Origin of the sequence: Ensifer sp. Root558 (assembly GCF_001427045.1) — a bacterium.
Lineage (GTDB): Bacteria > Pseudomonadota > Alphaproteobacteria > Rhizobiales > Rhizobiaceae > Ensifer > Ensifer adhaerens.
Genome location: NZ_LMGC01000006.1, coordinates 17708 through 44418, shown reverse-complemented (window position 1 = coordinate 44418; position 26711 = coordinate 17708). Strand labels below are relative to the sequence as shown.

Below are 26711 nucleotides of genomic sequence, written 5' to 3'. Positions count from 1 at the left end.
ATGGAGGAATGGTCATGGACATGTTCGGGAGCCTTGCTCCTTTTGCTGCGTTGCTGGTGCTCGTCATTCTCGTCATCGCCTATTCGATCCGGATCCTGCGTGAATATGAACGGGGCGTGATCTTCACCCTCGGCCGGTTCACCGGCGTCAAGGGGCCGGGGCTGATCCTGCTTGTGCCCTATGTGCAGCAGATGGTGCGGGTCGATCTCAGAACCCGGGTGCTGGACGTGCCGAGCCAGGACGTCATCTCTCATGACAACGTTTCCGTTCGGGTCAGCGCCGTGATCTATTTCCGGGTGATCGACGCCGAGAAATCGACGATCCAGGTCGAGGACTTCATGATGGCGACGAGCCAGCTGGCGCAGACGACCCTGCGGTCCGTGCTTGGCAAACATGATCTCGACGAGATGCTGGCCGAGCGTGATCGGCTGAACGACGATATCCAGAAGATCCTCGACAGCCAGACGGATGCCTGGGGCATCAAGGTGGCGACCGTCGAGATCAAGCATGTCGACATCAACGAGAGCATGGTTCGGGCGATTGCCCGTCAGGCGGAGGCCGAACGCGAGCGGCGCGCCAAGGTGATCAATGCCGAGGGTGAGCAGCAGGCCGCGGCCAAGTTGCTCGAGGCCGCCGAGATCCTCGCCCGGCAGCCTCAGGCCATGCAGTTGCGCTATCTGAGCACCTTGAACGTCATTGCCGGCGAGAAGAACTCGACCGTGATCTTCCCGTTCCCGATGGAACTCGGTGGTCTGCTGGGATTCAAGCCCGACAAACCCACCGGCTCGGCGCAAGAGTGATCAAGCTGCTGCCCGGTCAAGCTGGGCGACCTTCAGCAGGTCATCGACGGCGCTGGGGGCTGCGGCCAACACCGGCGCCCAATGCGTCAGCGCCTCGCCCCGCGCGGGGAAAGGCAGCGTCCAGCCGCCGGCTTCGGTCACCAGGCAATAGCCGCCAAGGCAGTCCCAGGCATGCATGTAGGGTTCGTAATAACCGACGAGGCGACCTGCCGCCACATAGGCGATCATCAGTGCGCCGGAACCGTTGCGCATGAAGTTGCCGCCATTCGAGAGCAGGCGCTCGACGATGGCACCCATCTCGCCAGGTTTCACCTGATCGTTGGCGCCAAGCCCGGTGACGGCGTTGCGGATCGTGCGCGTGCCGTCGAGACGAAGCGGCTTGCCGTTCAGCGTCGCGCCCCGGCCGGTTGCAGCGGCATAGATTTCCTGGTGGCAGGGCGAGTGGATCACGCCGATAACGGGTTTCTCCGCATAGACCACCGCAATCGAGACGCACCAGTTTGGCATGCCGTTGACGAAGGGCGTGGTGCCGTCGATCGGATCGAGCACCCAGGTGAAGCCGGATGTGCCGTCGAGAAGTCCATGCTCCTCTCCGAGCACGCCATCGTCCGGATACGCGGCCGCGATCTTGTCGCGGATCAACGTCTCGACGTTGCGGTCGGCGATCGACACGACGTCGTGGGCGTCACGCTTGGTTTCGATGACGAGCGTTTCCCGCTTCAGGAAGTAATCGTAGGCGAGCCGGCCGGCCTCCTCGGCCATGGATTTGGCAAGCGCGAACCGGGCATCGAGGCCGGCAATTTCAGCAGTCATGCAAGTGTCCTTCTCGTATCCAGTTGTGAAAAGTCATGCGTCAATCAAAGCGAGGCCGCGGCTGCGGAAACCGATCGCGACCTCCGTTGCCGGAGATAGCATTTCCTCCACCGCCTGATCGACAACAAAGAGGAGACCCGCCGGCGTTTCGACCTCGTATTCGACGTGGCCGCCGAGATAGGCGGCGCTGCTGATCGTGCCTGAAAGGGCCGCACCCTTGGCCGGCGTCAGCGTCACCGCGTTGGGCCTTACGGCGAGTTTCGACGGACCCGTCCGGGCGCCCTTGGAGGGCAGGCGGTGCTCAAATCCGCCGATGCGGATCGTCGCCAGGCCGGCGTCGGTCGCGGTCACCTCGCAGGGCAGCACATTGGCCTCGCCCATGAAGTCGGCGATGAAGGTAGAGGCCGGCGCTTCATAGAGGTCGCGCGGCGCACCTTGCTGCGCGATCGCGCCATCTTTCATGACGATAATGCGGTCGGAAACGGCAAGCGCCTCGTCCTGGTCGTGGGTGACGTAGACGGCGGTGAACCCGAGGCGCTGCTGCAACTCGCGGATTTCTGTGCGCACCTTGCGGCGCAGTCGCGCGTCGAGGTTGGACAGCGGTTCGTCGAGCAGCAACACCTGCGGTTCGAGCACGAGCGCGCGGGCAACGGCGACGCGTTGCTGCTGGCCGCCCGAAAGTTCGGCCGGAAGCCGCTGGCCGAGGCCGCCGAGGCCGACGAGCTGCAGGCCTTCTTCGGCGCGCTCACGCGCTTCCTTCTTCTTGATTCCCGAGGATTCGAGGCCGTAGGCGACATTGTCGAGCGCCGACATGTGCGGGAAGAGTGCATAGGACTGGAAGACCATCGACACGTCGCGCTCGTTGGCCGGCAGCATGGTCACGTCCTTGCCGCCGATCAGGATCCGGCCGGCGGAAGGGTGTTCGAGGCCGGCCAGCATACGCAGCGTCGTCGTCTTGCCGCAGCCGGAGGGGCCAAGCAGGGTCACCAGCGTGCCCGGCTCGATGGTGAGCGACAGGTCGTGGATGGCGGTGAAGCTGCCGAACTGCTTGCGCACGTTCTGGAAGACGACCGAGCCGGTGCGCGGGGTGCTCATGGAGGTGCTCATGCGGTTTTCTCCTGGGAGATGGTGTTGGACGAACGGACCGGAGCGGCGCCGAGGACGCGGTTCTCGCGCCTCAGCTTGCGTTCGCCGACGAGGAGTTGCAGGCCGGTGATGACGGTGATCATCACCAGGATGAGGGCCGAGGAGTAGGCGATCGCCACGCCGAACTCGCCGTTTTCGACAAGGCCGACGATGTAGGCGGTGGCCATGTTGTACTCGGCGCTGACGAGGAAGACGACGGCGCTGATCGAGGTGATCGCCCGGACGAAGGAGTAGACGAGTGCCGCGACGATCGCCGGACGCAGCAAGGGCAGGATGACCTTGCGCAACGTGCGGAAGCTCGTTGCCCGAAGCGTCAGCGACGCTTCGTCGAGGCTCTTGTCGAGCTGGCTCATCGCCGCAATGCCGCCGCGCACGCCGACCGGCATGTTGCGGAAGACGAAGCAGGCGACGAGGATCAGCGCCGTGCCGGTCATTTCGAGCGGCGGCAGGTTGAAGGCGATGATGTAGCTGATGCCGATGACGGTGCCGGGAATGGCAAAGCTCAGCATCAGCGCGAACTCGAAGACATCACGGCCGGCGAAACGCTGGCGCACGATCAGATAGGCCGTCAGCAACCCGACCATAGCCGTCAGTGGTGCTGCGATCAGCGAGATCTCCATGGTCGTCCAGAAGGAGTTCCAGGCAACACCCGTCCAGGCGATTGCGCCGTCGGCGAACGAGATTGAGAAGGCCTTGGCGTAGTGGTCGAGCGTCAGCGAGTTGTCGAGACCCCAGGTCTTCACGAAGCCGCCGAAGAGGATCATGCTGTAAACGACGACGGTGAAGATCATCCAGGGAATGACGATGGCGTGAACGCCGATCGAGATCGAGCGTGGCAGTGCACTGTGGGCACCGGAATCGCCCTTGCCGGTCACGGTCGAATAGTTCTTGCCGGCGAGCCAGTAGCGTTGCGCCACGAAGGCCGTGAGCGTGAAGCAGAGAAGGATGATGGCGAGTACGGCCGCACGGGACGGATCGTTCTGCGCGCCGACGACGGCGAAGAAGATTTCGGTCGAGAGGACGCCATGGCTGCCGCCGAGCACCAGCGGATTGCCGAAGTCGGCCATGCTTTCGATGAAGCCAATGAGGAAGGCGTTCGCCAGGCCCGGCTTCATCAGCGGCAGAGAGACGGTCCAGAAGGTGCGCCAGCGATCGGCGCGCAACGTCTGCGACGCCTCTTCCATCGAAGGGCTGACCCCTTCGACGACGCCGATCAGCACGAGGAACGAAATCGGGGTGAAGGAGAGGACCTGCGCGATCCAGATGCCGGTGAGGCCATAGAGCCAGCGCCCCGGTTCGACGCCGAAGGCATCCGAGAGAAATTCGGTAACGACCCCGGCGCGGCCGAAGAGCAGCGTCAACGCCAGGCCGATGACGAAGGGCGGCGTGATGATCGGCAACACCGTCAAGAGCCGCATGCCCTTCTTGAAGGGGAAGCGGGTGCGGGTGGCGACAAGCGCGAAGGCAAGGCCAAGCAGCGTCGAGCCGGACGCCGTCATCAGCGCCAGCCATAGGGTGCGCCAGGCGACGCCGCAGCGGCCTTCGCCGACGGCACAGCTCAGGCTCCAGATCGAGGCGTCCTGGATATTGCGGATGAAACCATCCGGTTTGAACGAGCCGTCGAAATCCTGAACCGACGCCGCGAACATGCTGCCGACCGGATAGAAGACGAAGACGATGACGAGGGTCACGAGCAGGGAAATCGCCGCGACGATGAAGGCGTCGCCCTTGAGCACGCCGCGCTCGGCCAGCCCGAAGGCGAACAGAAGAACGAAGGTGAGTGCCATAAGCACGGCGCCGGCGCCCATTGACGGCTGACCGTCGGAAAGCGTGCCGAACAGGGTCTCGCTGATCGTCCAGGTCCAGCCGGAAAAGCCGATCGCCAGCCCCTGGAGAGCGAGATAGAGAACGCCCGCTGCGCCGGCGACGGCAAGCAGAAGCCCTCGACGCGCGGGATCGCGGACGAACCGCGCTGCCACGCAGATGCCGAGCAGCGCCAGCGCCACGATCAGCCACGGCTTACCATGGGCGAAAATCTGCATCAGGCCGGGGGCAATGGCTGGATCCCCGGGGAAATCGGCAAGCCAGCCGAGCCCGAAGAAGCCGCCTTCGATGCGATACCAGGGGACAGCCAAGAAGGCGGCCAGTCCGAGCCCGAGCGTGAGGTCGAGCCTGCGGTTGCGATGTTCCATGACGGTCCTCGCGCAATTTGGAATGAAAGATGATGTGACATCGCATCACCGCGACGCCTGCCGGAAGCGATGAACGACGGTTGGGACCGTTGGGCGGTGCCGGCCGGATCAATCACCCGGCCGAACCGTTCAGGCCGCGATCAGTTGGCGCTCGCGCCGACCTCGCGGTCCCAGCGCTCGAGCAGGGCTTTGCGCTTCTCGGCATCGCCGAAGGTGGCGAAATCGTAGTCGATCAGCTTGATGTCCTCGAACTTCGGTGCTTCCTTCGGCACTTCGGCCGATTTGTTGGACGGCAGCTGGAAGGACTTGGCGTCTTTCATGCGCGACTGGACCTCGGGCTTCAACGCCCAGTCGTACCAGGCCTTGGCATTGTCCAGGTTCTTGGCGCCGCGGATGATCGACATCGAGCCGATCTCGTAGCCGGTGCCCTCGCAAGGCGCGATCGACTTGATCGGGAAGCCTTCGGCAGTCTGTGCCACCGCATCGTGCATGAAAACGATGCCGAGGCCGGCTTCGCCCCGTGCGGCTGCCTTCACCGGTGCCGAGCCGGACTTGGTGTACTGCGCGATGTTGCCGTTGAGCTTCTTCAAATAGTCGAATGCCTGGTCCTCGCCCATGATCTGCACCAGTGAGGCAAGCGCGGTATAGGCCGTACCGGAAGAGTTCGGGTTGGCCATCTGGATCTCGCCCTTCAGCGAGGCGTCGAGCAGGTCGGCCCAGCACTTCGGCTCCTTCAGGCCCTTCTTCTGGAAGATCTCGGTGTTGTAGCCCCAGCCGAGCGCGCCGGCATAAACGCCGACGGTGCGATAGCCGGAGCCTTCAGCCTGCTTCTTCGCCCAGTCCTGGAGCTGGTCCAGCATCGGCGACTTGTATTCGAGCGTCAGGCCGTCAGAGGCTGCCTGCAGGTGCGGGTCGCCGGTGCCTGCCCACCAGATGTCGGTCTTCGGATTGCGCGCCTCGGCGCGGATCTTGGCGTAGGTTTCGCCCGAAGACAGGCGAACCATGTTGACCTTGATGCCGGTTTCCTTCTGGAAGTCGCCGGTCATCTGTTCGCAGATGACCACGTCTGCGGAGCAGATGAGGTTGAGGCTGCCGGCAGCCTGGGCGGGCAGGGCGGCAAGCGCCGTGCCTGCAAAGAGCATGAGGGAAAGCGTCGTTGTTTTCATTGGGGCATCCTCCTGTTGCCTGTTTGAAACTTGGGCGCGAACGGGCATGGCGCGGCCATCGGCCTGCCCGCCGGGCGGCACGTTCACGATTTCGGTGCTGTGGATTTTGCTACGCTTCTGCGAAGCGCTCAGTTCGTCGCGGCGATCTCCGCGTCGAACCGTTTGAGCAATCGACTTCGTTCCTCCGGCGAGCCGAAGGTGGCGAAGTCGAAATCGACCATCTTGATCAGCGATATGTCCGGTGCGCCAGGCGGCAACTCCGCGCGGGCGTTGGATGGGACCTGGTTCTGGCCGGCAGCTGCACCCGTACCCTGGCCTTCCGGGGTGAGCGCGAAATCGACGAAGCTTTTCGCGTTTTCGAGATGGCGCGCGCCCTTGACGATGCTGACGGCGCCGATTTCGTAGCCGGTCCCTTCGCACGGCGCGACGATGACGAGTGGGAAGCCCGCCTGCTTCTGCGTGACCGCGTCATGCATGAAGGAGATGCCGATCAGGGTTTCCCCGCGTGCTGCCGCCTTGACCGGTGCCGAGCCGGCCGTGGTGTACTGGTCTATGTTGCGGTTGAGTGCGCCCATGAACCGGAAGGCCTCATCCTCGCCGAAGAGCTGCACCAGCGTTGCAAGCGTGGTGAAGGCGGTGCCCGACGAGTTCGGATTGCCGCTGCGGATACGGCCGCGATAGGCGTTGTCGGCGAGATCCTTCCAGCAGGTCGGGGCCGGCAATTTCAGCGTATGCAGCAGGTCGGCATTGTAGGCAAAGCCAAGCGCTCCGGCATAAATGCCCGCCGAACGTCCGCCGGAGATGGCGAAGAAATTCTGCGCCCAGGGCAGCATGTCGCGCTCATGCGCCGGCCGATAGGGTTCGAGCAAGTTCTCCGATCCCGCCTGCAGATGGGTGTCGCCTGTCCCGCCCCACCACACATCGACGGTAGGGGTGTCCTTTTCGGCCCGGATCTGGGTGAGGATGTCGCCGTTGCTCTTTCGGGTCATAGCGACCTCGATGCCCGACTTCGCCTCGAAAGCGGCCTTCATCGTCGCGCACCACGCTTCGTCGACACCGCAAAGCACGGTGAGCGCCGGTGCCGTCATGCCTGACGTGGCGGCGCACAGCCATAGGGCCACGCCCGCGCCGATAGCGGTAATGCCTTTCACGATGTCCTCCCATTTGGAGCGTTGCCGCCCCAATCTCCGCAATCAGGATGTCGGTATTCCCTGCGGGTCGCAACCCGCAGAATGGTTACCGTTCTTACAACACGGATGCGGCTTTGCCGTTTCAAGATTACAAAGATTACAAATGTGACAATGCGGATAACGCGAGCCGCTTTGATCATTGGGGCAGCCCCGCCTATGATGGCGGCGGGAGGACGTGCATGCTGAGTGAGAGAATACGGATTCTGATCGTCGAAGACGATCCGGACATGGCGGAGCTTGTTTCCGATCTGGTGGAGGCCGAAGGCTGGATGCCGCTGACGGCGCCATCGGCGGAGGCCGCCGCTGTCGTCCTCGAGCGGGAAACGGTGCACCTGGTGCTCGTCGACCACAACCTGCCTGGAGCCTCGGGCCGGACCTTTGCCCAGCGGCTGCGGGCGCGCACCAATATCGGCATCGTCATGGTAACGGCGGCAGGCAGCGCCGCGGATCGGGTGCTGGGACTGGAGACGGCCGCCGACGATTATGTCGTCAAGCCGTTCGAGCCGATCGAACTGACGGCCCGGATCAAGGCCGTGCTTCGACGGACTTACCCATCGCTGAAGCCGGAGCGGGAGACCGAGCGCGAGCACGAGCCCGCGGCGCTGAAACTCGGCGACTGGTCGATCGACCTCAAGAGCCGGCGCGCGGTATGCCTTTCCGATGCGACCCGCTCGCTCACCAGCGCCGAGTTCGCTCTGCTGGAAATTCTCGCGGAAACGCCGAACACGCCGGTCACCCGCGCCCATATCCTCGATCGGCTGGGCGCCGAAAGCGATCGCTATATCGACCGCAACGTCGATGTGCTCGTGCTTCGGCTCCGGCGCAAGATCGAGCGCAATCCGGACCTTCCGCGCCACATCAAGACGCGGCGCGGCAAGGGTTATGTGCTGGATACCGACGACGACGAGGCCCGGCCGTGATCAGCCGCCCGTTCCTTTCGTCGATCGCCTTCCGCCTGCCGTTTGCGATCGTCTTCATCTGCGTGCTCGTTTTCAGCCTGGCAACGGTCGCCGTGTTCGGCCTGCAACGGGCGCGTGACGAGATGGCGGCCTACGGGCTGCAGGCCTTTTCGAGCCTTGCCAAGGCCTCGCTGGTTTCGCGCCAGGTTTCCGATCTCGTGTCCAGCGCGCCGTTCCTGATGAACGCAACCTCGCCCTATCGGGTGTCGAGCGAAAGCCGCTCGGTCGTCGCGCAGGTCGACGTCCTGCTTCAGACCATGGCGCCGGAGACCGGCAAGACAGTGGTCGACGGCTTTGCCAGCGCCCACATCGTCGAGTTGCTGGATGCGATCCGCACACAGACGGTGACACTCGCCGCCGACGCGGATTCGGCCCAGCAGTACAAGGCCGATGCGGCAGCAGCGCTCGGAGAGATCGCCACCGGCAACGGCATAGCCGACGCAGAGGTTCGCCAGAGCCTCAACGCGATCGTGCAATCGGCATCCAATTCCGACAGCCTGTTCCAGCTTGGCGAACTGCGCCGCCGCTACGTTGCCGTAACGACGCCCCGGCTGGCGCCCGCCGGGCCGGATAGCCGGATTTCGGCAGCCGAGCTGACGCCCTATGAACGGGTGTTCGAGGCGCAGACCCACTATCTTCTGGAAATGTTCGCCATCCGCGCCGCGGTGGCGCGGCTGCACACGGTCTCGCGCGATCTTTCGCACGCCACGGAAACACAAAGCGAGGCCGTTGCCCGGGGGCTCAACGAGGATCTCGCCTCGACCTCTGATGCGCTGAGCCGACTGCTCGTCATCGTCGCGGTCTCCGCCCTGCTGGTGCTCGTCATGGCGATCTTCTCGATCCGCTCCGTCATGCGGGTGTCGCGCGGGATCGTGTCGCTCTCCAAGGGCATGAACGCGCTTGCCCAGGGGCGGCGTGACGTCGATACACCGAGCTACAAGGGGACTGAGACCGAGTTCCTGCGGCTGCTTGAAGCCTTCAGCGCCTTCCGCGAAAGCGTCGAGCGCGTGTCGCGGCTTCGTCGGACGGCCGAGGCGGCGGCGCGCACCATTCGCTCGACCTTCCGCAACATGAACGAAGGGATCGCGCTTTTCGATCCCGGCGGCAAACCGATCACGATGAATCGTCGCGTCATGGAGCTCGTCGGCTGGCCAGGCTCGGCGCGGAAGCTGCCGCTGCGCCGGTTCGTGAGCCCAATGCCGGAGATCGATCCAACCCTCTTGCCCGCCGATCGCGACGCGGGATCGCTCGACGACCGGTTGGTGCTGCGCCATCGCTCCGACATGGGCCGGGTGACCGAAGTCTCCCTGTCGCGGCAGCCGGACCGGGGCATCGTGCTGCTGGCGCGGGACGTGACGGAGATCGACCGGCAGGAGGCCGAGGCGGCGAAGGCGCAGCGGCTGGACGGGATCATGAGGATGACCCACCAGGTGAGCCATGAGGTCGGCAACATGATCGGTATCATCACCGGCAGCCTGGGGCTGCTGGAGCGCGAGACAGGCTTCAGCGACCGGCAGAAACGCCATATCGCCCGCATTCGCAAGGCGGCCGACCGAGGGCGTTCGCTGGCCTCGAGCATGCTGTCTGTCGGCAGCCAGCATCCACTCCAGCCGGGCGCGCTCGAAATCGGCGCGGTGCTGCGCGGCATGGCCGACGTGCTTGAAATCGCCGTCGGCGAAAAATGCCGGCTCGCCTTCGAGATTGCGGACGGCTTGCCCAACGTGAATCTCGATGCAGCGCTCTTCGAGCAGGCGATCCTCAACCTTTGCCTCAATGCCGCCGCGGCGATGCCGCTCGGCGGCACGATCCTCGTCCGCGCCGGCTGCGTCGAGAGTGATGTCGTCGTCTCGGTGACCGATGCGGGGATCGGCATGTCGCCGGGGGCGGTGGACAAGGCGTTCGAGCCCTACTTCACCACCCGTGACCAGGAGGGCGGTGCCGGACTTGGCCTCGCCGTCGTCTACGGCTTCGTTCGGCAAAGCGGCGGCGATGCCCGCATTCTCTCGCAGCCTGGGCGCGGAACGACGGTGGAACTTGTCTTTCCGCGCTGAAGCGATACCGGTTTCTCGGGCGCTCTATGGCGCGCTTCGGCGCGAAAGGCGCATAACGGCGGCATCGATCCGTTCGCCGTTGTCGGCAAATACGGCCCACAGCCACGCCATCAGCCACAGCATCAGGCACCACGCCAGAACGACATCGGACAGATAATGCGCGCCGAACACGATCCGGTTCAGCGAGAAGGCGAGGACAAGGGGGACGAGGGCGATGATTGTCGCCCGTCGCCATTGAACCGGTAACAGCAGTGCGAGCGCCACGAGCGCGATCGCGGTGGCGGATTCGCCCGACGCAAAAGAGCAACTGCGCGAGCAGGCGCCGGACACTTGCCAGGCCGGCGTAAACGGCAGGCTGCCGCCGAAATCGGTGATCTCATGGGGGCGCGCCCGTCCGATCAGCCGCTTCAGCGCCTGAATAAGGAGCCCAGGTCCGAGCGCAAAGAAGGTCAGGAAGAACAGTGCCTTGTGCGGGCGGGGCAGCCATGGGCGGGGTGCGATGGCCTGCGCAACCAGAAGCGCCAGAACGCAAGGCAGAATGAAAACCGGCAAGATACGGTTGAAGTCGCGAAGGGCCCGCAGCTCCGGCTCCCGCGAGAGCGGAAAGTCGCCGGTGGCGAAGGCGGCCCAGCGCGAGACGGCAAGATCGATGCCGGGAAAGGCCATGAAGACGAAGGCAGCGCAAATGGTCAGTGCGCCGGCGGCCGCGATTGGCTGGTGTTCCAGGCGCGCGCGCGCCTGCCCCGGCCAGAGACGAGGATTGGCGCGCGACCATCGGCCGCTGTCTGAAGAGGTCGCCGTGGATGAATAAAGGCTGGGCATGCGGTCGCTCGCAAGTTGTCTGTGTGTGGGCCGGACACTTGCGCCGCTCTGTCAAGGCTGCGTCGAGGAACTGGGAGCGCTTGATGCGCAAGACCGAATGGTTGGCCGATACAGCTTCTGGTCGAGCGCGACCGACATGCGGGACGGAGGTCTCCGGCACTCTGCCCCGCATTTCCGCCGCGGAGAGAGGCCCGGTTTGTCGGTTGTGCGGCGCGTCCGTCGCCAATTGTCAAGAAACGGCGAAGATTTGTACGGAGCTCTATCCGGAGGGCCGATCAAGCGACCATTGGGCCGCGCGGACGAATTGCAACGCGGGCCTATTCGTCACATAAGCTGCTGATCACAACATCAGACCCAGGGAGTTAGTTCATGGTCGATAAGGGTCTCATCCTTCTGGCGGAGGACGAGCCGGAGATTGCGCAGATCCTAGATGCCTATCTCGTGCGCGAAGGTTTCCGGACGGTGCGTGCCGCCGACGGCGAGACGGCGCTGACCCACCATGCGGTGCTGTCGCCGGACCTGGTGCTGCTGGACGTTCGCATGCCGAAGCTCGATGGGTTCGAGGTTCTCGCCCGCCTTCGCCGCGAGGGGAATACGCCGGTTATCATGGTCACGGCACTGGCAGAAGATCTCGACCGGCTGACCGGGCTGAGGCTCGGCGCGGATGACTACGTCATCAAGCCGTTCAACCCGCAGGAGGTGGTGGCGCGCGTCAACGCGGTGCTGCGCCGTACCCGCAACGGCGCCGGCGCCACCGTGCTTCGCTTCGAGAGTGTCGAGGTCGATCTCGATGCCCATGTCGCCTTCGTCGAAAAGGCCGGCAATCGCCAGTCGGTGCCGCTGACGCTCAGCGAATTCCGCATCCTTGCCCACATGATCCGCCGCCCGACGCATGCCTTTGATCGCGCCGATATCCTCGACGCCTGCCTGCCGGACAGCGATGCGCTCGCCCGCACGGTCGATACCCATATCGCCAATCTCAGGCGCAAGCTGGAAGATCTCGGTGCCTGCGGCTTCTTCAGTGCCGTGCGCGGCGTCGGCTACCGTTTCGTGGAGCCCAGATGAAGATCGGTCTCTCGCGCCTGCCGCTCGGCATTCTCACCGCGCTCGTGACGATCGCGCTGCTCATCATCAGCGTGTTCATCATCTATGCCGGCGTCGAATTTATGGAGCCGCGGCTGGAGGCGAGACTGCTGGAGCGGATGCCTGCGGAGGCGGCTCAGGCTTACAAGGACATCAATGCCGGCAAGCTGCCGCGCCAGGAGTCGCTGCAAAAGCTACTTTCGACGATGCCGGAACTCGAAGACTGGGCGAACTGGGAGGTGGACAAGATCATCCTCGGTTTCGGAGCGACGGCAGTCACTTTCTGCGGGCTCGTGGGCTACTGGCTGGCGCGCAAGATCAGCCGGCCACTGGAAGTGCTGGCGCAGGCGACGCAGGACCTCAGGACGGGTGACTTCGCGGTGCGCGTCGGATCGTTTCGCAAGGGTGCCAAGGAGGTGGCGACGCTCGTGAAGACCTTCGATGAGTTGGCAGCCGAACTGGAAAACATGGAGAACCGGCTGCGCTTCAATACGATGGCGGTGGCGCACGAACTGCGTACGCCGCTGACGATCCTGCAGGGCAACCTTCAGGGAATGGCCGACGGTGTTTTTCCTCTCGAGCCGGAAAGGGTGCGGCAGTTGCTGCTGCAGGTGGAGGGGCTTTCCGCCCTGGTTGAAGATCTGCGTACGCTTTCGCTCGCCGCCGGCCAGAAGCTGGTCACCCAGCGTCAGACGGTGGACCTCGCCGTGGAGGCGACCCAGGTGCTTGGTGCGTCAAACACCCTGCTTGGCTCTGTTGGCATGTCGGTGGAGGTCGCGCTTGAGCCGGTGCGGGTCTCCGGCGATTCGCAGCGTCTGCGCCAGGCGCTGCTGGCGCTGATCGAAAACGCTACACGCTACGCCGCAGACGGCCGTGTCCTGCGCTGCGAGACCGGGCGGCGGGGTGCCGACGAGGCTTTTATCCGGATGCTGGACCGTGGTCCCGGTCTTCCGGACGACGTTTCGATCCATTCGATCGACCTGTTCTGGCGCGGCGACGCCTCGCGGTCGCGTGCGACGGGCGGCACGGGCCTTGGGCTTTCCGTCGTCCAGGCGATCGCCAAGGCGCATGGCGGACGGCTGGAATTTTCCGCGCGTGCCGGCGGCGGCGCCGTGATCACGCTCGTCCTGCCGCGGGAAATCGCCCTCTGAGCGATTGGCGCAACAGCCGTTGCGCTAAGCAATTTTCCGCTTTTCCCGATCGGAACATCGGCGGCTTCGCCGCCCTCGCGCCCGCTTAGAATCGGCGTGCAATTGCCCACCGGTTCTCCGCAAATCCTTGACAGTGCCCGGGCAAACCTGAGCTCGGCCGAGTCCTTCGGCCAACAGCGTTTGCTCTCAAGGATAGCACCATGTCCCTGGAATTCAGTCAGGAATACAGCGCGGATCTGCGGTTGCCGGTCGATGGCAAGGCATTCGTCGGCGAACAGCTGACGCCTTCGGGCCGGCCGGTTTCTGCGCCCGTCGTCGGTGAAGGCTCGCGAGAGACGTCGATCACCAGCCATGTGCTAAAGCTCGGCCTGAGGGTGAGCTTGAAGCGCGCCGTCGTATTTTCCATGCGGTTTGCGCGCCATCCGTTCCTGACATCGCGCTGGATCGGCTTTCTAGGCGAATTCGCCGAACGCTACCGGCTGGGTCTGCCGCACGATGATCTCGTGCGCAAGTCGATCCCGACATTCTTCCTGCACGGCGCGTCGTCGACAGCAAGGCTCGACCTGCTGCTCAATCACTTCGATGTCGCAAGCGAGGTCCTGTCGCGCCGTTCACTGATGGCCCTTTGGCGCGGCAGCACGCTGGAAATGGGCACGGTTTCCGGCCGCAGCGAGAACTATCGCATCCAGCTGCAACTGGCCGACCATGGCGGCGCCCGCCATGAGGGGGCATTCGCGATCCGGCTGCGCCGGCAGAGCGATGGCTATGCGCTCTGCACTGTCGGCTTCATCTTCGTGCGTTGCGCAGGCGACACCTATAGTCTCGCCATCGGCGGGATGCAGGGGCCGAAGGGCGAAGAGGCCAAGCGATCCCTGATCACGGCAACTCGCGATCTCGGCGGGCTCCGGCCGAAGGATGCGGCGCTGCTCGTCCTCAATGGCCTGGTGACGGAAGGCCACGCGGGCCACGTCTTTGCGGTCTCGAACGACAAGCACGTCATCAACCGCCGCCGCTTGAAGCGGCGCCGCATGATGAGGGCCGACCTCGATGCCTATTGGTGCGATCGCGGCGGCGTGCCGGCCGAGCCTTTCGGCTTCAGTCTGCCGATCGGCGACGACCCGGCGGCGCGGGATGGCAACAGGCGCGATCAGAGCAAACGCGCGTTTCGCGACATCGGCGCGTGGTTCTACTGAGCCGGTACCGGCATGTAAGCTGCCGCGATTACGGGATCTTCGTGAAGTCCATCTCGAAGGCGCCGGAGACGATCCGGCCCTTCGGCGTTGGCCCGGCTGCAGACGGGCGCACACCATCCTCAGCCATCGCCTCGCCTGCGATGCCGCCGACAACCACAAGGGCAGATATCACCCGAATTGCACGCATGGATGCCTCCAATTTTGTCGCGGTTCTTTATACTGGCGCCGATTCGAAACCACAACTGGAGGTAAGTATGACGCGGGCCGTTGCCAAGAGGCTTAAGCCGCACACGGGCGGATGCCTCTGCGGAGCAATCCGGTTTGAGGCGCAGGGGACGGCCGGAAAGCCGCATACGTGTTCGTGCAAGATGTGCCAGCGCCATTCGGGCGCCTTGACCCTGGCGTGGGTCGAATTCCCGAGCGAAGCCGTAACCTGGACCGGACCGGGCGGCGCGCCATCGGTCTATCACTCCTCGGACTATTCCAGCCGCGCCTTCTGCCCGGCCTGCGGCAGCAGTCTCGGTGCGATCGACGATGCGCCGGTGGTTGCCCTTCTGCTCGGCGTCTTCGACAAGACTAGTGCCATCGATCTGATCCCGAAGAGCCACAGCTATCGCACTGCCCGACCCAAGTGGTGGCACGTGGAGGCGGTGAAGCCCACGACCTGACGAGCAGGGGTCGAAGGTGATTGACGCAGCCGGTAGAGGCTGCGTCGACAGGGGCTAGAGCAGCCCCTTCACGGCGGCTCCGATGGCAATGATGCCGAAAGCGATCAGAACCAGCCCCGAAATGCGCGATACCCAGACGACGAAGCTGTCGGGCAGTCGCGTCCGGGCGATCGCAACACCGCCGCTTAGGAAGAACCACCAGCCGAGCGATCCCAGGAAGACGCCCATGACCACGACGGCAGCGCTGAGCGCGTCGCCCGCTTCGGCAAGGCCGAGGCCGGCGAAGATCGCGGCAAAGGAGAGGATCGTCGCCGGGCTCGTCATCGTCAGGAAAAAGGTGGCGATGGTCGTGCGAATGAGATCGCGTCCGCCGACATCGGCGGCTGCCGTCACCGACCTTGGCCGTAATCCGCTCCACCCGAGCCAGATCATGAACAGTCCGCCGGCCAAGCTAAGCGGCGTGGCGATGATGGCAAGGACCGCTGCGAAGGCCGCGAAGCCGATCGCAGCCAGTGCTGCATACGTGGCATCGGCGGCGGCTGTCCCGAGGCCGCCGGCCACGCCCGCCCAGAAGCCGCGCTCCAGCGTGCGGTTGATGCAGAGCGCCCCGATCGGGCCTAGAGGGGCTGCGACCGCGAGGCCGACGAGGAGGCTTTTTCCAAACAACAATGTGGACATGGCATAGGGCTCCGGCCGGGGCATGGTTGCGCCGTTCGCTTCGAGGACGGTGCATGCCCGGCAAACAAAAAGTGTTGCAGCAGTTTTCGCGTCCGGTCAGGCGCGCGGCGCGGTCGTTGCCAGGCTTTCCCGTACGGTCGACAGCGCGATCAGCGTTTCGCTTCGCGCCAGGAACCGCCGTTGCTTCATTTCGGCAAGGAACGGCTCGAGGTCGCCGAGCGATGGCATCCGGACCTTGACGCAATAGGACCAGGCGCCGGTGACATGGTGGCATTCCGCTACGGCAGGGTGACCGGCCATGAAGCTGCGGAACGCTTCCTCGTCCGCGTCCGGCGCAAGGCCGACCCAGACGAAGGCGAGTACGTCGAGGCCGAGCGCGCGATGATCGACCTCGACGGTGAAATTTCGGATCACGCCATTGGCGACGAGCCGGCGAATGCGTTCGTTGACGGCCGACGGCGACAACTCCACCGCAGCACCGATATCGGTCAGCGATCGCCTCGCATCGTCAACGAGAATTTCGACGATTTTTCTGTCAACGTCATCCATTTCCAATGAATACGCTGCTTCTAATAGAATGTACAGATGATTTTTTTGTATGAAGCTGCAGTTTCCGCGGAAACGTTGGTCGCCGGGGCTATTCGATGTCTTTCAAGGCGTCGAGCGGGCCGGTCAGTGCCGTGCGCGGCTGCACCAGTTCGGGCTGGATCAGGTGAATGCGCGGCTTCGGCCGGGCTTCCTCGATGACGTCGAAGGCCTTGGTGATCATGCCCTCGACGTCCTGGCGGATCATGATGACGGGGAAGGGCAGGAAGGACGCGAAGGGATCGTAATCGTAGCAGCCGACCACGAGGTCGGCGAAGTTTTCGTGCGGATGCCCTGCCATGAAACGCAGCAGCCCCTCGAAGTTGATCGACGAGTTGACGAAGAGACCACGCGGCAGCTTGCCGTGCTTTTCGTAGAAGGCCTCGAAGGCGAGGCGGGCATTGTTCGGCGCATAGCCCGTCGGCTGGATGCATTCGTCCGGATCGGCGCCGAGCAGTTCGCTTTTGACGGCACGGAAGCCGCGGATGCGCTCGCGGCTGGCATGGTCGTTGCGGCCGCCGAAAAGGTAGAGATCGTGCGGCGCAAGCGGACCTGATGCCTGGAAGTGGCGGATGATCGCCTCGGTCAGCATTCGCCCGCCCTCGTAGTTGTCGCTGATGACGGAGGGCACCTTGGTGCCGGGCAGGTCGATGTTGATGTGTTTGAGGCCGGCCGCCTCGCAGACCTCGTGCACGCCGTCGGGGTCGGTCGCGCCGCAGATGAACAGCTCGTCGATCGAATAGGAGATCAGCGTTTCGGCGGTCTTGCGCTCTTCCTCCGGATCGCGGCTGGCACTGACGACGATCGGGCATTGCCCCTTGCTTCGGACATGCGCCTCGAAGGTCTGCGCCATCGACGAGAAGTAGCGGTTGTCATGGATCGGCAGGAGCAGCCCGATCAGGCCGGAGCGCGAACTGCGCAGTCCGCGCGCCTGGCGGTTGGCCGTATATTGGTGCGTCTCGGCGAGGTTGCGGATCAGTTCTGCCGTGCTCTCCTTGATCCGGCGCTTCTGCCAGGTGCCGTTCAGGACCGCACTTACGGTTGAAGGCGAGCTTCCTGACAACACCGACAGGTCGTAGATCGTCGCTTTCTTCTTGCTGCTGCTGGCCATCGGTTTCTCCCCTGGTGGTTTTAGTGCCGATTTCCCCTTGACGAAAGATTAAGTCTGCACAATAGTTCTTGCACCATCGATTGTGCAAACAAGAAATATCGATTGTGCACATTTGATGGTGTCGTCTGAGGAGGCGGCGTTTCAGGGAGGCGAGGAACACTTCGCCAGTGATGATTTGAAACTGGAGGCCGGCGCTGAGGCGACCGGGCGCGTTCCCCCTATGGGAACGAGTGGAGGAGAGAACATGATCAGGAAAATTCTCGTCGCCGCCCTGGCGACATCGCTGGCGCTTGCGAGTTCGGCGACCGCCTTTGCGCAGGATGCCGGTAAGGTCGGCGTCGTCGTCAAGATCGGCGGCATTCCGTGGTTCAACGCCATGGAAGCCGGCATCAAGGAACGCGGCCAGAAGCTCGGTATCGACGCCTTCATGGTCGGCCCGACCAGCGCCGACCCGGCGCTGCAGGTGCGCGCCATCGAGGATCTCATCGCCCAAGGCGTGAAGGTCATCGGCGTGGTGCCGAACGACGCCAAGGTGCTTGAGCCGGTGCTGACCAAGGCCAAGGAAAAGGGCATCATCGTCATCACCCACGAATCCCCGGGCCAGAAGGGTGCCGACTGGGACTTCGAGCTCGCATCCTCGACCGGTTTCGGTGAGGCGCATGGCAAGCTGCTGGCCGAGAAGATGGGCGGCAAGGGCGAATATGCCGTCTTCGTCGGCTCGCTGACCGTGCCGCTGCACAATGCCTGGGCCGATGCGGCAATCGCCTACATCAAGAAGAACCATCCGGACATGACGCTGGTCGGCGATCGCTACGGTGTTGCCGAAGACGTCGACAAGAGCCGGTCGACTGCACTCGACCTGATCTCTGCCCATCCGAACCTGAAAGGCTTCCTCGCCTTCGGCAGCCAGGGGCCGATCGGCGCCGGCCGCGCCGTCGAAGAGCGCCGCAAGGTCGGCGAGATCTTCGTGCTCGGTCCCTTCTCTCCCGGCCAAGGCCAGAAGCTGGTGAAGTCCGACGCGATCTCCGGCGGCTTCATGTGGAATCCGAAGCAGGCCGGCGAAGTCTTCGTCACGCTTGCCGACAAGCTGATGAAGGGCGAGGAGGTCAAGGACGGTGACGAGATCGAAGGTCTCGGCAAGGTCAAGCCGGACTTCGAAAACCGCAACATCATCGTCGATCAGCTCGTGCCGATCAACAAGGACACGGTCGCGGATCTCGCGGCCATGGGTCTCTGATCCTCAAGGGTTCTCCCGGCTGCTGGGCCGGCTTCGGCCGGCCTGGCAAGTCCCTCAACCGTACCGGAGCCGGATGAGGAAAGGTGTTTGCGGTTTCTGCCCGCATCTTGCTCGGACTTAACGTGATTTAGGGGCAGTCCATGCACCAGCTTGCGACCGCGGGAGGAGGCGAGAAGCCGCTTCTGGCCCTGCGCGATATCAACATGACGTTTGGTGGGGTTCGTGCGCTCAAGAATGTGAGCTTCGACGTCCGACCGGGCGAGGTTCATTGCCTTGCCGGCGAAAACGGTTGCGGCAAGAGCACGCTGATCAAGATCATCACCGGCGTTTACCGCCCCGCCGATGGCGCCTCGATCGAGTTCGATGGCGAAACCTATTCCCACATGTCACCGGTGACCGCGCAGGATCGCGGCATCCAGGTGATCTGGCAGGACCTGGCGCTGTTTCCCGAAATGAGCGTCGCCGAAAACATCGCCTTCCAGACGGTGCTCGGCCGCTGGCCGAAACTGGTCGATTATGGCCGAATGCGCCAGATCGCGACCGATGCGCTCGCCCGTCTTGGCGTGGCGCTCGACGTCGACCTGCCGCTCAAGGAATATGCGATTGCCCAGCGCCAGATCGTGGCGATCGCCCGGGCGCTTGTGGGTGAAGCGAGGCTCGTCTTCATGGACGAGCCGACCGCGTCGCTGACGCAATCGGAAACCGACCATCTGCTCGATATCGTTCGCGGGCTCTCCGGCTCCGGCGTCGCCGTCGTTTTCGTCAGCCATCGGCTCGCCGAGGTGTTGGAGATTTCGAGCCGCATCACGGTCTTGCGCGATGGTGCGCTGGTGGGCGTCTACCCCGCCGCCGGCATGACCCAGTCGCGCATCACCGAACTGATGACCGGCAAGACCTTCGACCAGCAGGTGCGCGCGAAATTCCGCGACGGTCAGCCCGTCGTGCTCGATGTGAAGGGCCTGTCCCGCCCGGGCCAATTCGAGGATATCTCGCTCTCGGTCAGGCGCGGCGAAACACTTGGGATTACCGGCCTGCTCGGCGCTGGGCGCACCGAACTGGCGCTGACGCTTTTCGGCATGCTGAAGCCGGCATCCGGTACCATTGCGCTTGAAGGCAAGCCGGTCCGCTTTTCGTCCAACCGCGATGCGATTGCGGCGGGCGTCGCCTATCTCTCCGAGGACCGGCTGTCGCTTGGCCTCATCCAACCGCAGTCGATCGCCGACAATCTTGTCATCAGTTCGCTCGACAAGATCCTTTCAGGCGGACTGCTTTCCGAGGATCGCAAGCGCAGCCTTGTCGCGCGCTGGATCGCCGATCTCGGCGTCAAGATCGGGCTGCAGCAGGATGCGATCTCCACGCTTTCCGGCGGCAACCAGCAGCGCGTGGCGATCGCCAAGTGGCTGGCGACCGATCCGAAGCTCCTGATCCTCGACGCCCCGACTGTCGGCGTCGACGTTGGTGCGCGTGTTGGCATCTTCGACATCGTCGCGCGGCTTGCCGAGACCGGCCTTGCGATCATTCTGATCTCCGATGAGGTGCCGGAGGTCTATTTCAACGCCGACCGTGTGCTGCACATGGCGCAAGGCCGCATCGTCGGCAGCTATGATCCGCGCAGCGCTTTGCTCGCCGAGATCGAAGGAGCGGTCTATGCGTAGCTTCGTCCGCACCCACGCGACGGAAGTGTCGCTGCTTGCCGTCATCATCGCGATCAGCGCCGTGCTGTCGGTCTCGACCGCCAACTTCTTCTCGCTCGGCAACGCCTTTGACCTGCTGAACATCAGCTCGGTCAACATCATCTTCGCCGTCGGGCTGCTCGTCGTGCTGATCGCCGGTGGCATCGATATCTCCTTCGCTGTTGCCGCCTCGGTCGTGCAATACGGTACGGCCATTGCTCTTGGTTGGATTGGCGGCGGAGGTTGGATCTCAGGCCTTTTGATTGCCGGCTCGCTCGGCATCCTGCTCGGCGCCATCAACGCCTTCCTGATCCACCGCTTCCGCGTCATCTCGATCGTCGCGACGATCTCGACCTTCAACATCTACTTCGGCCTCCTGATGTTTTTCACCAAGGGCGTGTCGATCTACGACCTGCCGGATTGGCTGACGGACCGCGTCATCCTGTTCGAACACGAGATGCCGGACGGAACCTGGATCGAGATCACGCTTCCCGTGCTGGTGATGGTGCTCTGCGTCATCGCCACCTGGGTGCTGATCACCCGCACCACGACCGGCCGCCAGCTCTATGCGTTCGGCGACAATCCGGAAGGCGCGCGCCGCTTCGGCATCAACATCGGCGCCATGCAGTTCATCGCCTTCGGCTGGCTCGGTCTGATGGCCGGCATCGGTGGGCTCATCCAGGCGCACTATGCGCAGGAGGTGGTGCCGAACGCGCTCTATGGTCGCGAACTCGACGTGCTTGCGGCGGTCGTCCTTGGCGGCGCGCGGCTTGGCGGCGGCAAGGGCTCGGTGCTCGGCTGCGTGCTCGGCGTGCTCCTGATCTCGATCACCCAGAACGGCCTCAACCTGATGGGCGTCTCGCCCTTCGCTTTCAAGATGATCATCGGCGCCATCATCCTCGTGGCGATCACGCTCTCCAATACCCGCATCGAAAGGCTTCTGCCCTTCGTCAGCCAGAAAGGAGCCGGACGATGAGTGCGATCGTCGAACGCGTGAAGACCCTCATCGGTCCGGAAATAGCCGGGCCGGGGCTGGCGTTTCTCGCCGTGGTGTTGGTGTTCGGCATCGCCTCGCCGCAGTTCCTCAGCGCGGCCACCTTCGGTTCGGTCGCCTTCCAGCTGCCGGAGCTCGGCCTTCTGACGCTCGCGATGTTGCTGCCGATCCTGACGGGCGGGCTCAATCTCGCGATCACCTTCTCGGCCAACATCGCCGGGCTGACGCTCGCCTGGGTGTTGCAGGCCAATGGCGGGGTGGAGGCCGGCCCCGGCGCTTTCCTGCTCGGTTCGGTGCTCGCCATTCTCGTTGGGGCGGCGAGCGGCGTGATCATGGGACTGGTGATCGCCTTTACCCGCGCGCATCCGATCCTCGTTTCGTTGTCGATGATGATCTTCCTGCGCGGCCTCGGCGAGTTCCTGACGCGCGGCGGCGACGTATCCGGCTTTCCGGCCTTCCTCGGTCCGCTCGGTCACGGCTCGTTTCTCGGCGTGCCGATCCCGCTGATCGTCTTTATCGTCTGCGTGCTCGCTTGGAACGTGCTGCTGACCCGCACGAAGCTCGGCTTCAACACGTACATGATCGGCTCCAACCTCGAGGCGACCCGCTATTCCGGCATCAACACCCGCAAGGTGATCGTGCTCGTCTATGCGCTCTCCGGCGCCATGTGCGCGATTGCCGGCATCATCATGCTGGCGCGCTTCAATTCCGTGCGCATCGGCCACGGTGAAAGCTACCTGCTGATCACGGTGCTCGCCTGCTTCTTGGGTGGCGTCAATCCGTTCGGCGGCTTCGGTCGGGTAATCCCTGTCTTTGTCGCGCTGGTGGTGCTGCAGCTTCTCTCTTCGGGTCTCAACCTCGTCGGCGCCAACCAGCATCTGGCGACCGCCGTCTGGGGTTTGCTGCTCGCCGGCGTCATGGTGCTGCGCTTCGTCGCGACGAAATTCAAGATTTCATTTGTCAGAAAGGAAACATGACCATGCAGGGTTTTGGCGTCCATACAAGCATGTGGACCATGAATTGGGATCGCCCCGGTGCGGAGCGCGCCGTTGCGGCGGCGGTGAAATACGCCGTCGACTTCATCGAGATCCCGATGCTAAATCCGCCGGCGGTTGATACTGCCCATACCAAGGCGCTGCTGGAGAAAAACAAGCTGCGCGCGGTCTGCTCGCTCGGCCTGCCGGAGCGCGCCTGGGCATCCGTCCGACCCGATGCCGCGATCGAGCATCTGAAGGTGGCGATCGACAAGACGGCCGATCTCGGCGGCGAGGCGCTCTCCGGCGTCATCTACGGCGGCATCGGCGAGCGCACCGGCGTGCCGCCGACTGAAGCCGAGTACGACAACATCGCCCGTGTGCTGCAGGCCGCCGCCAAGCACGCCAAAACCCGTGGCATCGAACTGGGCGTCGAGGCGGTCAACCGCTACGAGAACCACCTGATCAACACCGGCTGGCAGGCGGTCGACATGATCAAGAGGGTGGGCGCCGACAATGTCTTCGTGCATCTCGATACCTACCACATGAACATCGAGGAAAAGGGCATCGGCACCGGCATCCTCGATGCACGCGACTTCATCAAATACATCCACCTGTCCGAAAGCGACCGCGGCACGCCCGGCTATGGCAACTGCGCCTGGGACGAGATCTTCGCGACGCTGGCCGCGATCGGTTTCAAGGGTGGACTGGCGATGGAAAGCTTCATCAACATGCCGCCAGAAGTGGCCTATGGCCTTGCGGTCTGGCGGCCGGTCGCCAGGGACGAAGAGGAAGTGATGGGCAACGGCCTGCCGTTCCTTAGGAACAAGGCCCGGCAATACGGATTGATCTAGGTGCGCGCGCTTTAAGCGCCGCCTCTATCAGGACGGAGGGTCTCGGTATGGCAGTTTCAGCGGATGCGGACACGGGGACGGTCGCCGTCCTTGACGTCGGCAAGACCAATGTGAAGCTGAACGCGGTCACATCAGACGGTTTCGTCCTGGAAACGCTGAGCGTTGCCAACCCAGTGCTGCCGGGCCCGCCCTGGCGGCATCACGACCTCGAAAGCCTTGGCGAATGGATCTTCGCCAGTCTCGCAGATCTTGGTCGCCGCCATCCGCTGCAAACCTTCGTCGCCGCCGGTCACGGGTCCGGCGGCGTACTCGTCGGCGATGACCCGGATATGGCCGCTGGCGCGGCTCTACCGATGATCGATTACGAGCAGCCGGTGCCGGAGAAAATCCAGTTCGGCTACGCGCCGCTCTCCGGTTCGTTTTTCGACCGCGGCAGCGCGACGATGCACAGCGCCACCCATCAGGCGCGCCAGCTCTACTGGATGCAGGAGCATGCGCCCGATGCCGTCGCCGCCGCGTGCTGGTATCTCGGTCTGCCGCAATATTGGGCGTGGCGGCTGTCGGGCGTTGCTGCATCCGAGGCGAGCCTGCTCGGCGCGCAATCGCATCTCTGGAATGTCGCCGAACGCCGCTTCGCGCCCATTGTCGGGACACGCGGCTGGCGGAGCCTGATGCCGGATTTTGCCGATGCCTGGCAGGTCCTCGGCTCCGCTCGTCCCGAGCTTGTCCGGCGCCACGGGTTGCCGGAAGGCTTGCGCGTGCTTACGGGCGGCCACGACAGCAGCCTCAACCACTATCGTTATCACGCCGGCGGGCTCAACGATTTCATCGTCGTTTCGACCGGAACGTGGATCGTCGGCTTTTCCGGCCGCACGGCGCTCGACCGGCTCGACGAACGCCGCGGCATGACGCTGAACAGCGACGTCTTCGGGCGCCCGCTCGGCGGCGTGCTCACGATGGGCGGCCGCGAGTTCTCCCATGTGGCGGGCCGCGAACCGCCGGACGCCGCGGTGCCTGACGACGTCGTTCTCGGCTTGATCGCCAGACGCAGCATGGCGCTGCCGTCGTTCGGCGACGATGACGGCCTCTTTCCGGGAAGTGCCGGTCGCGGTCGCATCAGCGGGCCACCGCCGGAAACGCCGATCGAACGCAAGGCGCTGGCGTTGCTCTATTGCGCGCTTCTAACGGCGGAGTGCGTGGAGGCGCTGGGGCCGGGGCCGCTGGTCGTACTCGACGGAAGCTTCCTGCGCGACCCGCTCTATGCCCGCCTCGTCGCCGCACTGATGCCGAACCGGCGTGTGCGTTTCAATCTCGATGCCTATGGCGTGGCCTCCGGCGCCGCACTGCTTGCAAGCGAGGGCCGGCGCCGGCGCCCGGCGCCGCTTTCGCTCGCCGATCCCGGCGACGTGTCTCACCTCTCGCCTGCTGTCGCCGTCTATGCGTCGCAATGGCGAGCCCGCGCCCGGGCTGGGCACAACAATGGTTTCAGTCGCGACTTCGAAAGGACATATCGATGAGCAAGGCCGACATTCTGTCGCTCCGCCGCGAGATGGTGGACATCTGCCGCCGCATGAATTCGAACGGTATCAACCAGGGGACTGCGGGCAACATTTCTGTTCGTACCGAGACCGGTTTCCTGATCACGCCGTCGTCGCTGCCCTATGAGACGATGCAGCCTGAGGATCTGGTCGAGATGGATTTCGACGGTACCTATGTCGGTCTTCGTCCGTCGTCGGAATGGCGTTTCCACCGCGATATCCTGAGGGAACGCACGGATATCAACGTCGTACTGCACTGCCATTCGGTCTATGCGACCACGCTTGCCTGCCACCACAAGACCATCCCGAGTTTTCACTACATGACCGGCATTGCCGGCGGCACGACGATCCGCTGTGCAGAATATGCGACCTTCGGCACGCAGGCATTGTCCGACAATGCGCTTGTGGCGCTCAAGGACCGTACGGCCTGCCTGCTTGGCCAGCACGGCCAGATCTCGCTCGGCAGGACGCTCGAGTCCGCCTTGTGGCTGGCGATCGAGATCGAGACCCTGTCGCGCATGTATGTTCAGGCGCTGACGCTTGGCGAGCCGCCGGTTCTGCCCGACGACGAGATGGAGCGCGTCATCGCGCAGATGCGCCGCATGAGCTACGGGCAGGCCCCGGATGATGAGGGTGTCAACGATCTTGCCCGTCCCAGAGAAGCGGTTTGAGGCGACTGGTCGCGGCGCCGCCGAAGCGCGCCGGCCCGCCCTGAAACAATCGATTTTGAGGGGACAAAGCCGTGCGTCGTCGCCCGGTCGCATCTCTGCCCCCATTCTTCGCGGGTTTGCGAAATGGGGTGAATCAACTAATGCTCAGCCATGATGCAACGATATCTGAGTCGGAGATTCGGCACGTCGGAGAGACGGCTGCGCCCTGCGAACGGCTGGCGCGTGGCTGCGGTGTCGCTGGTGGCCGCGACCGTGCTGTCGGGCTGCAACACGCGCCAGGACGTCGGCACGCCGACCGGCAGCATCATGGTTCCCTCGGAAAACGCGTTGATCCTGCCGCCGCCCGGCGGGCCTGCGGTTCTGAACGTCGTCGAACGGCGCAGCACCAACGCGATCGAGCAGGATATCTATCTTTACACCTCGGCGGCGACCCCAGGTCAGAACCTGCTGCGGGCCAAGTTCTTCGGCCCGATGAACGCCAAGTTCGACCAACAGTCCCGCTCGAACTATGCCGCTGTGCGCGACAACAAAATGATGGCTGAGGCGCGCCGGGCGCTGCCCGGCGTTTCGCTGTCGCTCAACCCTTACTTCCTGCAGAACAATTACGGGCCGTTCGGCTATGCCTTCGGTCAGGGCCGGGCGAACGACGCCTGCATCTTTGCCTGGCAGCAGATCCGCCAGGCGGAGAACCATCGCTCGCCGCTCAAGGGCTACGGCACGATCCAGGTGCGGCTGCGCTATTGCGCGGCAGGCGCCAGCGAGACCGAGCTTTTGGCCCCGGTCTACGGCTACACGATCACCGGCACCTTCGGCGATCCTGCCTGGAACCCCTATGGCGCGCCGCCGCCGCTGGAGGCGGGTCTCGGCCGAACCGGCAGCCCGATCTACCGCCAGGAAGAGGCGGTGACCACGAGCGCTCCGGTGGCGGTTCCGCGGCGCCAGGTGCAGCCCGTGGCACGGCGTGAAGTCAGCAGCGTTCCGGCACGCGTCGAACAGCAGGTCGTTGCGCCCGCCGCGGTGACGTCGATCCCGGTTCCGCAGCCGGACGGGACCGTCTCAATGCCGCAGGCGCAGGCGGAAACCACGGCGAAAACCTTGCCGAACGTGATCGTGCCGGCTCCCGCGTGCGCAGGGCAGCAGACCGGAGGAGCCTGCCCTTAAT

Annotated in this window: 25 protein-coding genes; 15 read left to right on the top strand and 10 right to left on the bottom strand. The window is 64.2% G+C overall.

The genetic code is table 11. The annotated features are described in order from the left end of the window. Positions 1 to 14: 14 nt before the first annotated feature. Positions 15 to 800: a slipin family protein gene (locus tag ASD63_RS09625; protein WP_060519915.1), complete on the top strand. Its 786-nt coding sequence runs from the start codon at positions 15 to 17 to the stop codon at positions 798 to 800. Here the strand turns inward: ASD63_RS09625 and ASD63_RS09620 are convergent, their stop codons facing one another. From ASD63_RS09620 to ASD63_RS09600, 5 genes are all read right to left on the bottom strand, one after another. Further along, positions 801 to 1613 (bottom strand): inositol monophosphatase family protein, encoded by an 813-nt coding sequence (locus tag ASD63_RS09620; RefSeq protein ID WP_060529126.1) that lies wholly within the window; start codon positions 1611 to 1613, stop codon positions 801 to 803. A gap of 33 nt (positions 1614 to 1646) precedes the next feature. Then, positions 1647 to 2708 (bottom strand): ABC transporter ATP-binding protein, encoded by a 1062-nt coding sequence (locus ASD63_RS09615; RefSeq protein WP_060529166.1) that lies wholly within the window; start codon positions 2706 to 2708, stop codon positions 1647 to 1649. Between the two features lie 8 nt (positions 2709 to 2716). Further along, positions 2717 to 4951, bottom strand: a complete 2235-nt coding sequence (locus ASD63_RS09610) for an iron ABC transporter permease (protein ID WP_060529125.1) — start codon at positions 4949 to 4951, stop codon at positions 2717 to 2719. A 140-nt stretch (positions 4952 to 5091) separates the two neighbouring features. Next, a complete protein-coding gene (locus tag ASD63_RS09605) occupies positions 5092 to 6117 on the bottom strand; it encodes an ABC transporter substrate-binding protein (protein ID WP_034790034.1) in 1026 nt (341 codons plus the stop codon). Positions 6118 to 6245: 128 nt separating this feature from the next. Next, complete coding sequence (locus ASD63_RS09600) at positions 6246 to 7268, bottom strand: ABC transporter substrate-binding protein (RefSeq protein ID WP_234798799.1); 1023 nt, start codon at positions 7266 to 7268, stop codon at positions 6246 to 6248. 218 nt (positions 7269 to 7486) lie between these two features. Between ASD63_RS09600 and ASD63_RS09595 the strand changes: the two genes are divergently transcribed. Next, positions 7487 to 8227, top strand: coding sequence for a response regulator transcription factor (locus ASD63_RS09595; protein ID WP_034790032.1), 741 nt, complete (start codon positions 7487 to 7489; stop codon positions 8225 to 8227). Beyond that, positions 8224 to 10317, top strand: coding sequence for a PAS domain-containing sensor histidine kinase (locus ASD63_RS09590; RefSeq protein WP_060529124.1), 2094 nt, complete (start codon positions 8224 to 8226; stop codon positions 10315 to 10317). The genes ASD63_RS09595 and ASD63_RS09590 overlap by 4 nt, the downstream gene beginning before the upstream one ends. A gap of 24 nt (positions 10318 to 10341) precedes the next feature. Here ASD63_RS09590 and ASD63_RS09585 read toward each other — a convergent pair whose 3' ends face one another. Next, a complete protein-coding gene (locus tag ASD63_RS09585; protein WP_060529123.1) occupies positions 10342 to 11139 on the bottom strand; it encodes a phosphatase PAP2 family protein in 798 nt (265 codons plus the stop codon). 369 nt (positions 11140 to 11508) lie between these two features. On the opposite strand from ASD63_RS09585, the gene ASD63_RS09580 reads away from it, so the two are divergent. The 3 genes from ASD63_RS09580 to ASD63_RS09570 all read left to right on the top strand — a co-directional run bounded on the left by ASD63_RS09580 (position 11509) and on the right by ASD63_RS09570 (position 14566). Beyond that, on the top strand, positions 11509 to 12204 hold the full coding sequence (locus ASD63_RS09580) for a response regulator (RefSeq protein ID WP_060529122.1): 696 nt from the start codon (positions 11509 to 11511) through the stop codon (positions 12202 to 12204). Then, positions 12201 to 13373, top strand: coding sequence for an ATP-binding protein (locus ASD63_RS09575; protein WP_034790027.1), 1173 nt, complete (start codon positions 12201 to 12203; stop codon positions 13371 to 13373). Before ASD63_RS09580 ends, ASD63_RS09575 begins: the two co-directional genes overlap by 4 nt. A 200-nt stretch (positions 13374 to 13573) precedes the next feature. Then, complete coding sequence (locus ASD63_RS09570) at positions 13574 to 14566, top strand: DUF535 family protein (protein WP_060529121.1); 993 nt, start codon at positions 13574 to 13576, stop codon at positions 14564 to 14566. Between the two features lie 28 nt (positions 14567 to 14594). Here ASD63_RS09570 and ASD63_RS34960 read toward each other — a convergent pair whose 3' ends face one another. Then, positions 14595 to 14753, bottom strand: a complete 159-nt coding sequence (locus tag ASD63_RS34960; RefSeq protein WP_156624128.1) for a hypothetical protein — start codon at positions 14751 to 14753, stop codon at positions 14595 to 14597. A 67-nt stretch (positions 14754 to 14820) separates the two neighbouring features. Here ASD63_RS34960 and ASD63_RS09565 point away from each other — a divergent pair, with 67 nt between their 5' ends. Then, positions 14821 to 15234: a GFA family protein gene (locus tag ASD63_RS09565; RefSeq protein WP_060529165.1), complete on the top strand. Its 414-nt coding sequence runs from the start codon at positions 14821 to 14823 to the stop codon at positions 15232 to 15234. Positions 15235 to 15288: 54 nt separating this feature from the next. Here ASD63_RS09565 and ASD63_RS09560 read toward each other — a convergent pair whose 3' ends face one another. From ASD63_RS09560 to ASD63_RS09550, 3 genes are all read right to left on the bottom strand, one after another. Then, a complete protein-coding gene (locus ASD63_RS09560) occupies positions 15289 to 15912 on the bottom strand; it encodes a LysE family transporter (RefSeq protein WP_060529120.1) in 624 nt (207 codons plus the stop codon). A 96-nt stretch (positions 15913 to 16008) separates the two neighbouring features. After that, the gene (locus tag ASD63_RS09555; RefSeq protein WP_060529119.1) at positions 16009 to 16461 is read right to left on the bottom strand and encodes an Lrp/AsnC family transcriptional regulator; all 453 of its coding nucleotides are present in this window, start codon (positions 16459 to 16461) and stop codon (positions 16009 to 16011) included. An 88-nt stretch (positions 16462 to 16549) separates the two neighbouring features. Further along, on the bottom strand, positions 16550 to 17608 hold the full coding sequence (locus ASD63_RS09550) for a LacI family DNA-binding transcriptional regulator (RefSeq protein WP_060529118.1): 1059 nt from the start codon (positions 17606 to 17608) through the stop codon (positions 16550 to 16552). Between the two features lie 244 nt (positions 17609 to 17852). Between ASD63_RS09550 and ASD63_RS09545 the strand changes: the two genes are divergently transcribed. The 8 genes from ASD63_RS09545 to bcsN all read left to right on the top strand — a co-directional run bounded on the left by ASD63_RS09545 (position 17853) and on the right by bcsN (position 26710). Then, entirely contained in the window at positions 17853 to 18845 is a 993-nt protein-coding gene (locus ASD63_RS09545; protein WP_090299213.1) for an autoinducer 2 ABC transporter substrate-binding protein, read from the top strand. 140 nt (positions 18846 to 18985) lie between these two features. Continuing rightward, positions 18986 to 20500 (top strand): sugar ABC transporter ATP-binding protein, encoded by a 1515-nt coding sequence (locus ASD63_RS09540; protein WP_060529117.1) that lies wholly within the window; start codon positions 18986 to 18988, stop codon positions 20498 to 20500. Then, positions 20493 to 21494, top strand: coding sequence for an ABC transporter permease (locus ASD63_RS09535; RefSeq protein WP_060529116.1), 1002 nt, complete (start codon positions 20493 to 20495; stop codon positions 21492 to 21494). The genes ASD63_RS09540 and ASD63_RS09535 overlap by 8 nt, the downstream gene beginning before the upstream one ends. After that, on the top strand, positions 21491 to 22489 hold the full coding sequence (locus ASD63_RS09530; protein WP_060529115.1) for an ABC transporter permease: 999 nt from the start codon (positions 21491 to 21493) through the stop codon (positions 22487 to 22489). Before ASD63_RS09535 ends, ASD63_RS09530 begins: the two co-directional genes overlap by 4 nt. Before the next feature lie 2 nt (positions 22490 to 22491). After that, positions 22492 to 23340 carry a sugar phosphate isomerase/epimerase gene (locus ASD63_RS09525; RefSeq protein WP_034789974.1) on the top strand — a complete coding sequence of 283 codons (849 nt, stop codon included), beginning with the start codon at positions 22492 to 22494 and terminating at the stop codon, positions 23338 to 23340. Between the two features lie 47 nt (positions 23341 to 23387). Further along, positions 23388 to 24857, top strand: a complete 1470-nt coding sequence (locus ASD63_RS09520; RefSeq protein WP_060529114.1) for an FGGY family carbohydrate kinase — start codon at positions 23388 to 23390, stop codon at positions 24855 to 24857. Continuing rightward, entirely contained in the window at positions 24854 to 25549 is a 696-nt protein-coding gene (locus tag ASD63_RS09515; RefSeq protein WP_060529113.1) for a class II aldolase/adducin family protein, read from the top strand. The genes ASD63_RS09520 and ASD63_RS09515 overlap by 4 nt, the downstream gene beginning before the upstream one ends. Before the next feature lie 222 nt (positions 25550 to 25771). Continuing rightward, on the top strand, positions 25772 to 26710 hold the full coding sequence (bcsN, locus tag ASD63_RS09510) for a cellulose biosynthesis protein BcsN (protein ID WP_063894939.1): 939 nt from the start codon (positions 25772 to 25774) through the stop codon (positions 26708 to 26710). Position 26711: the final 1 nt, after the last annotated feature.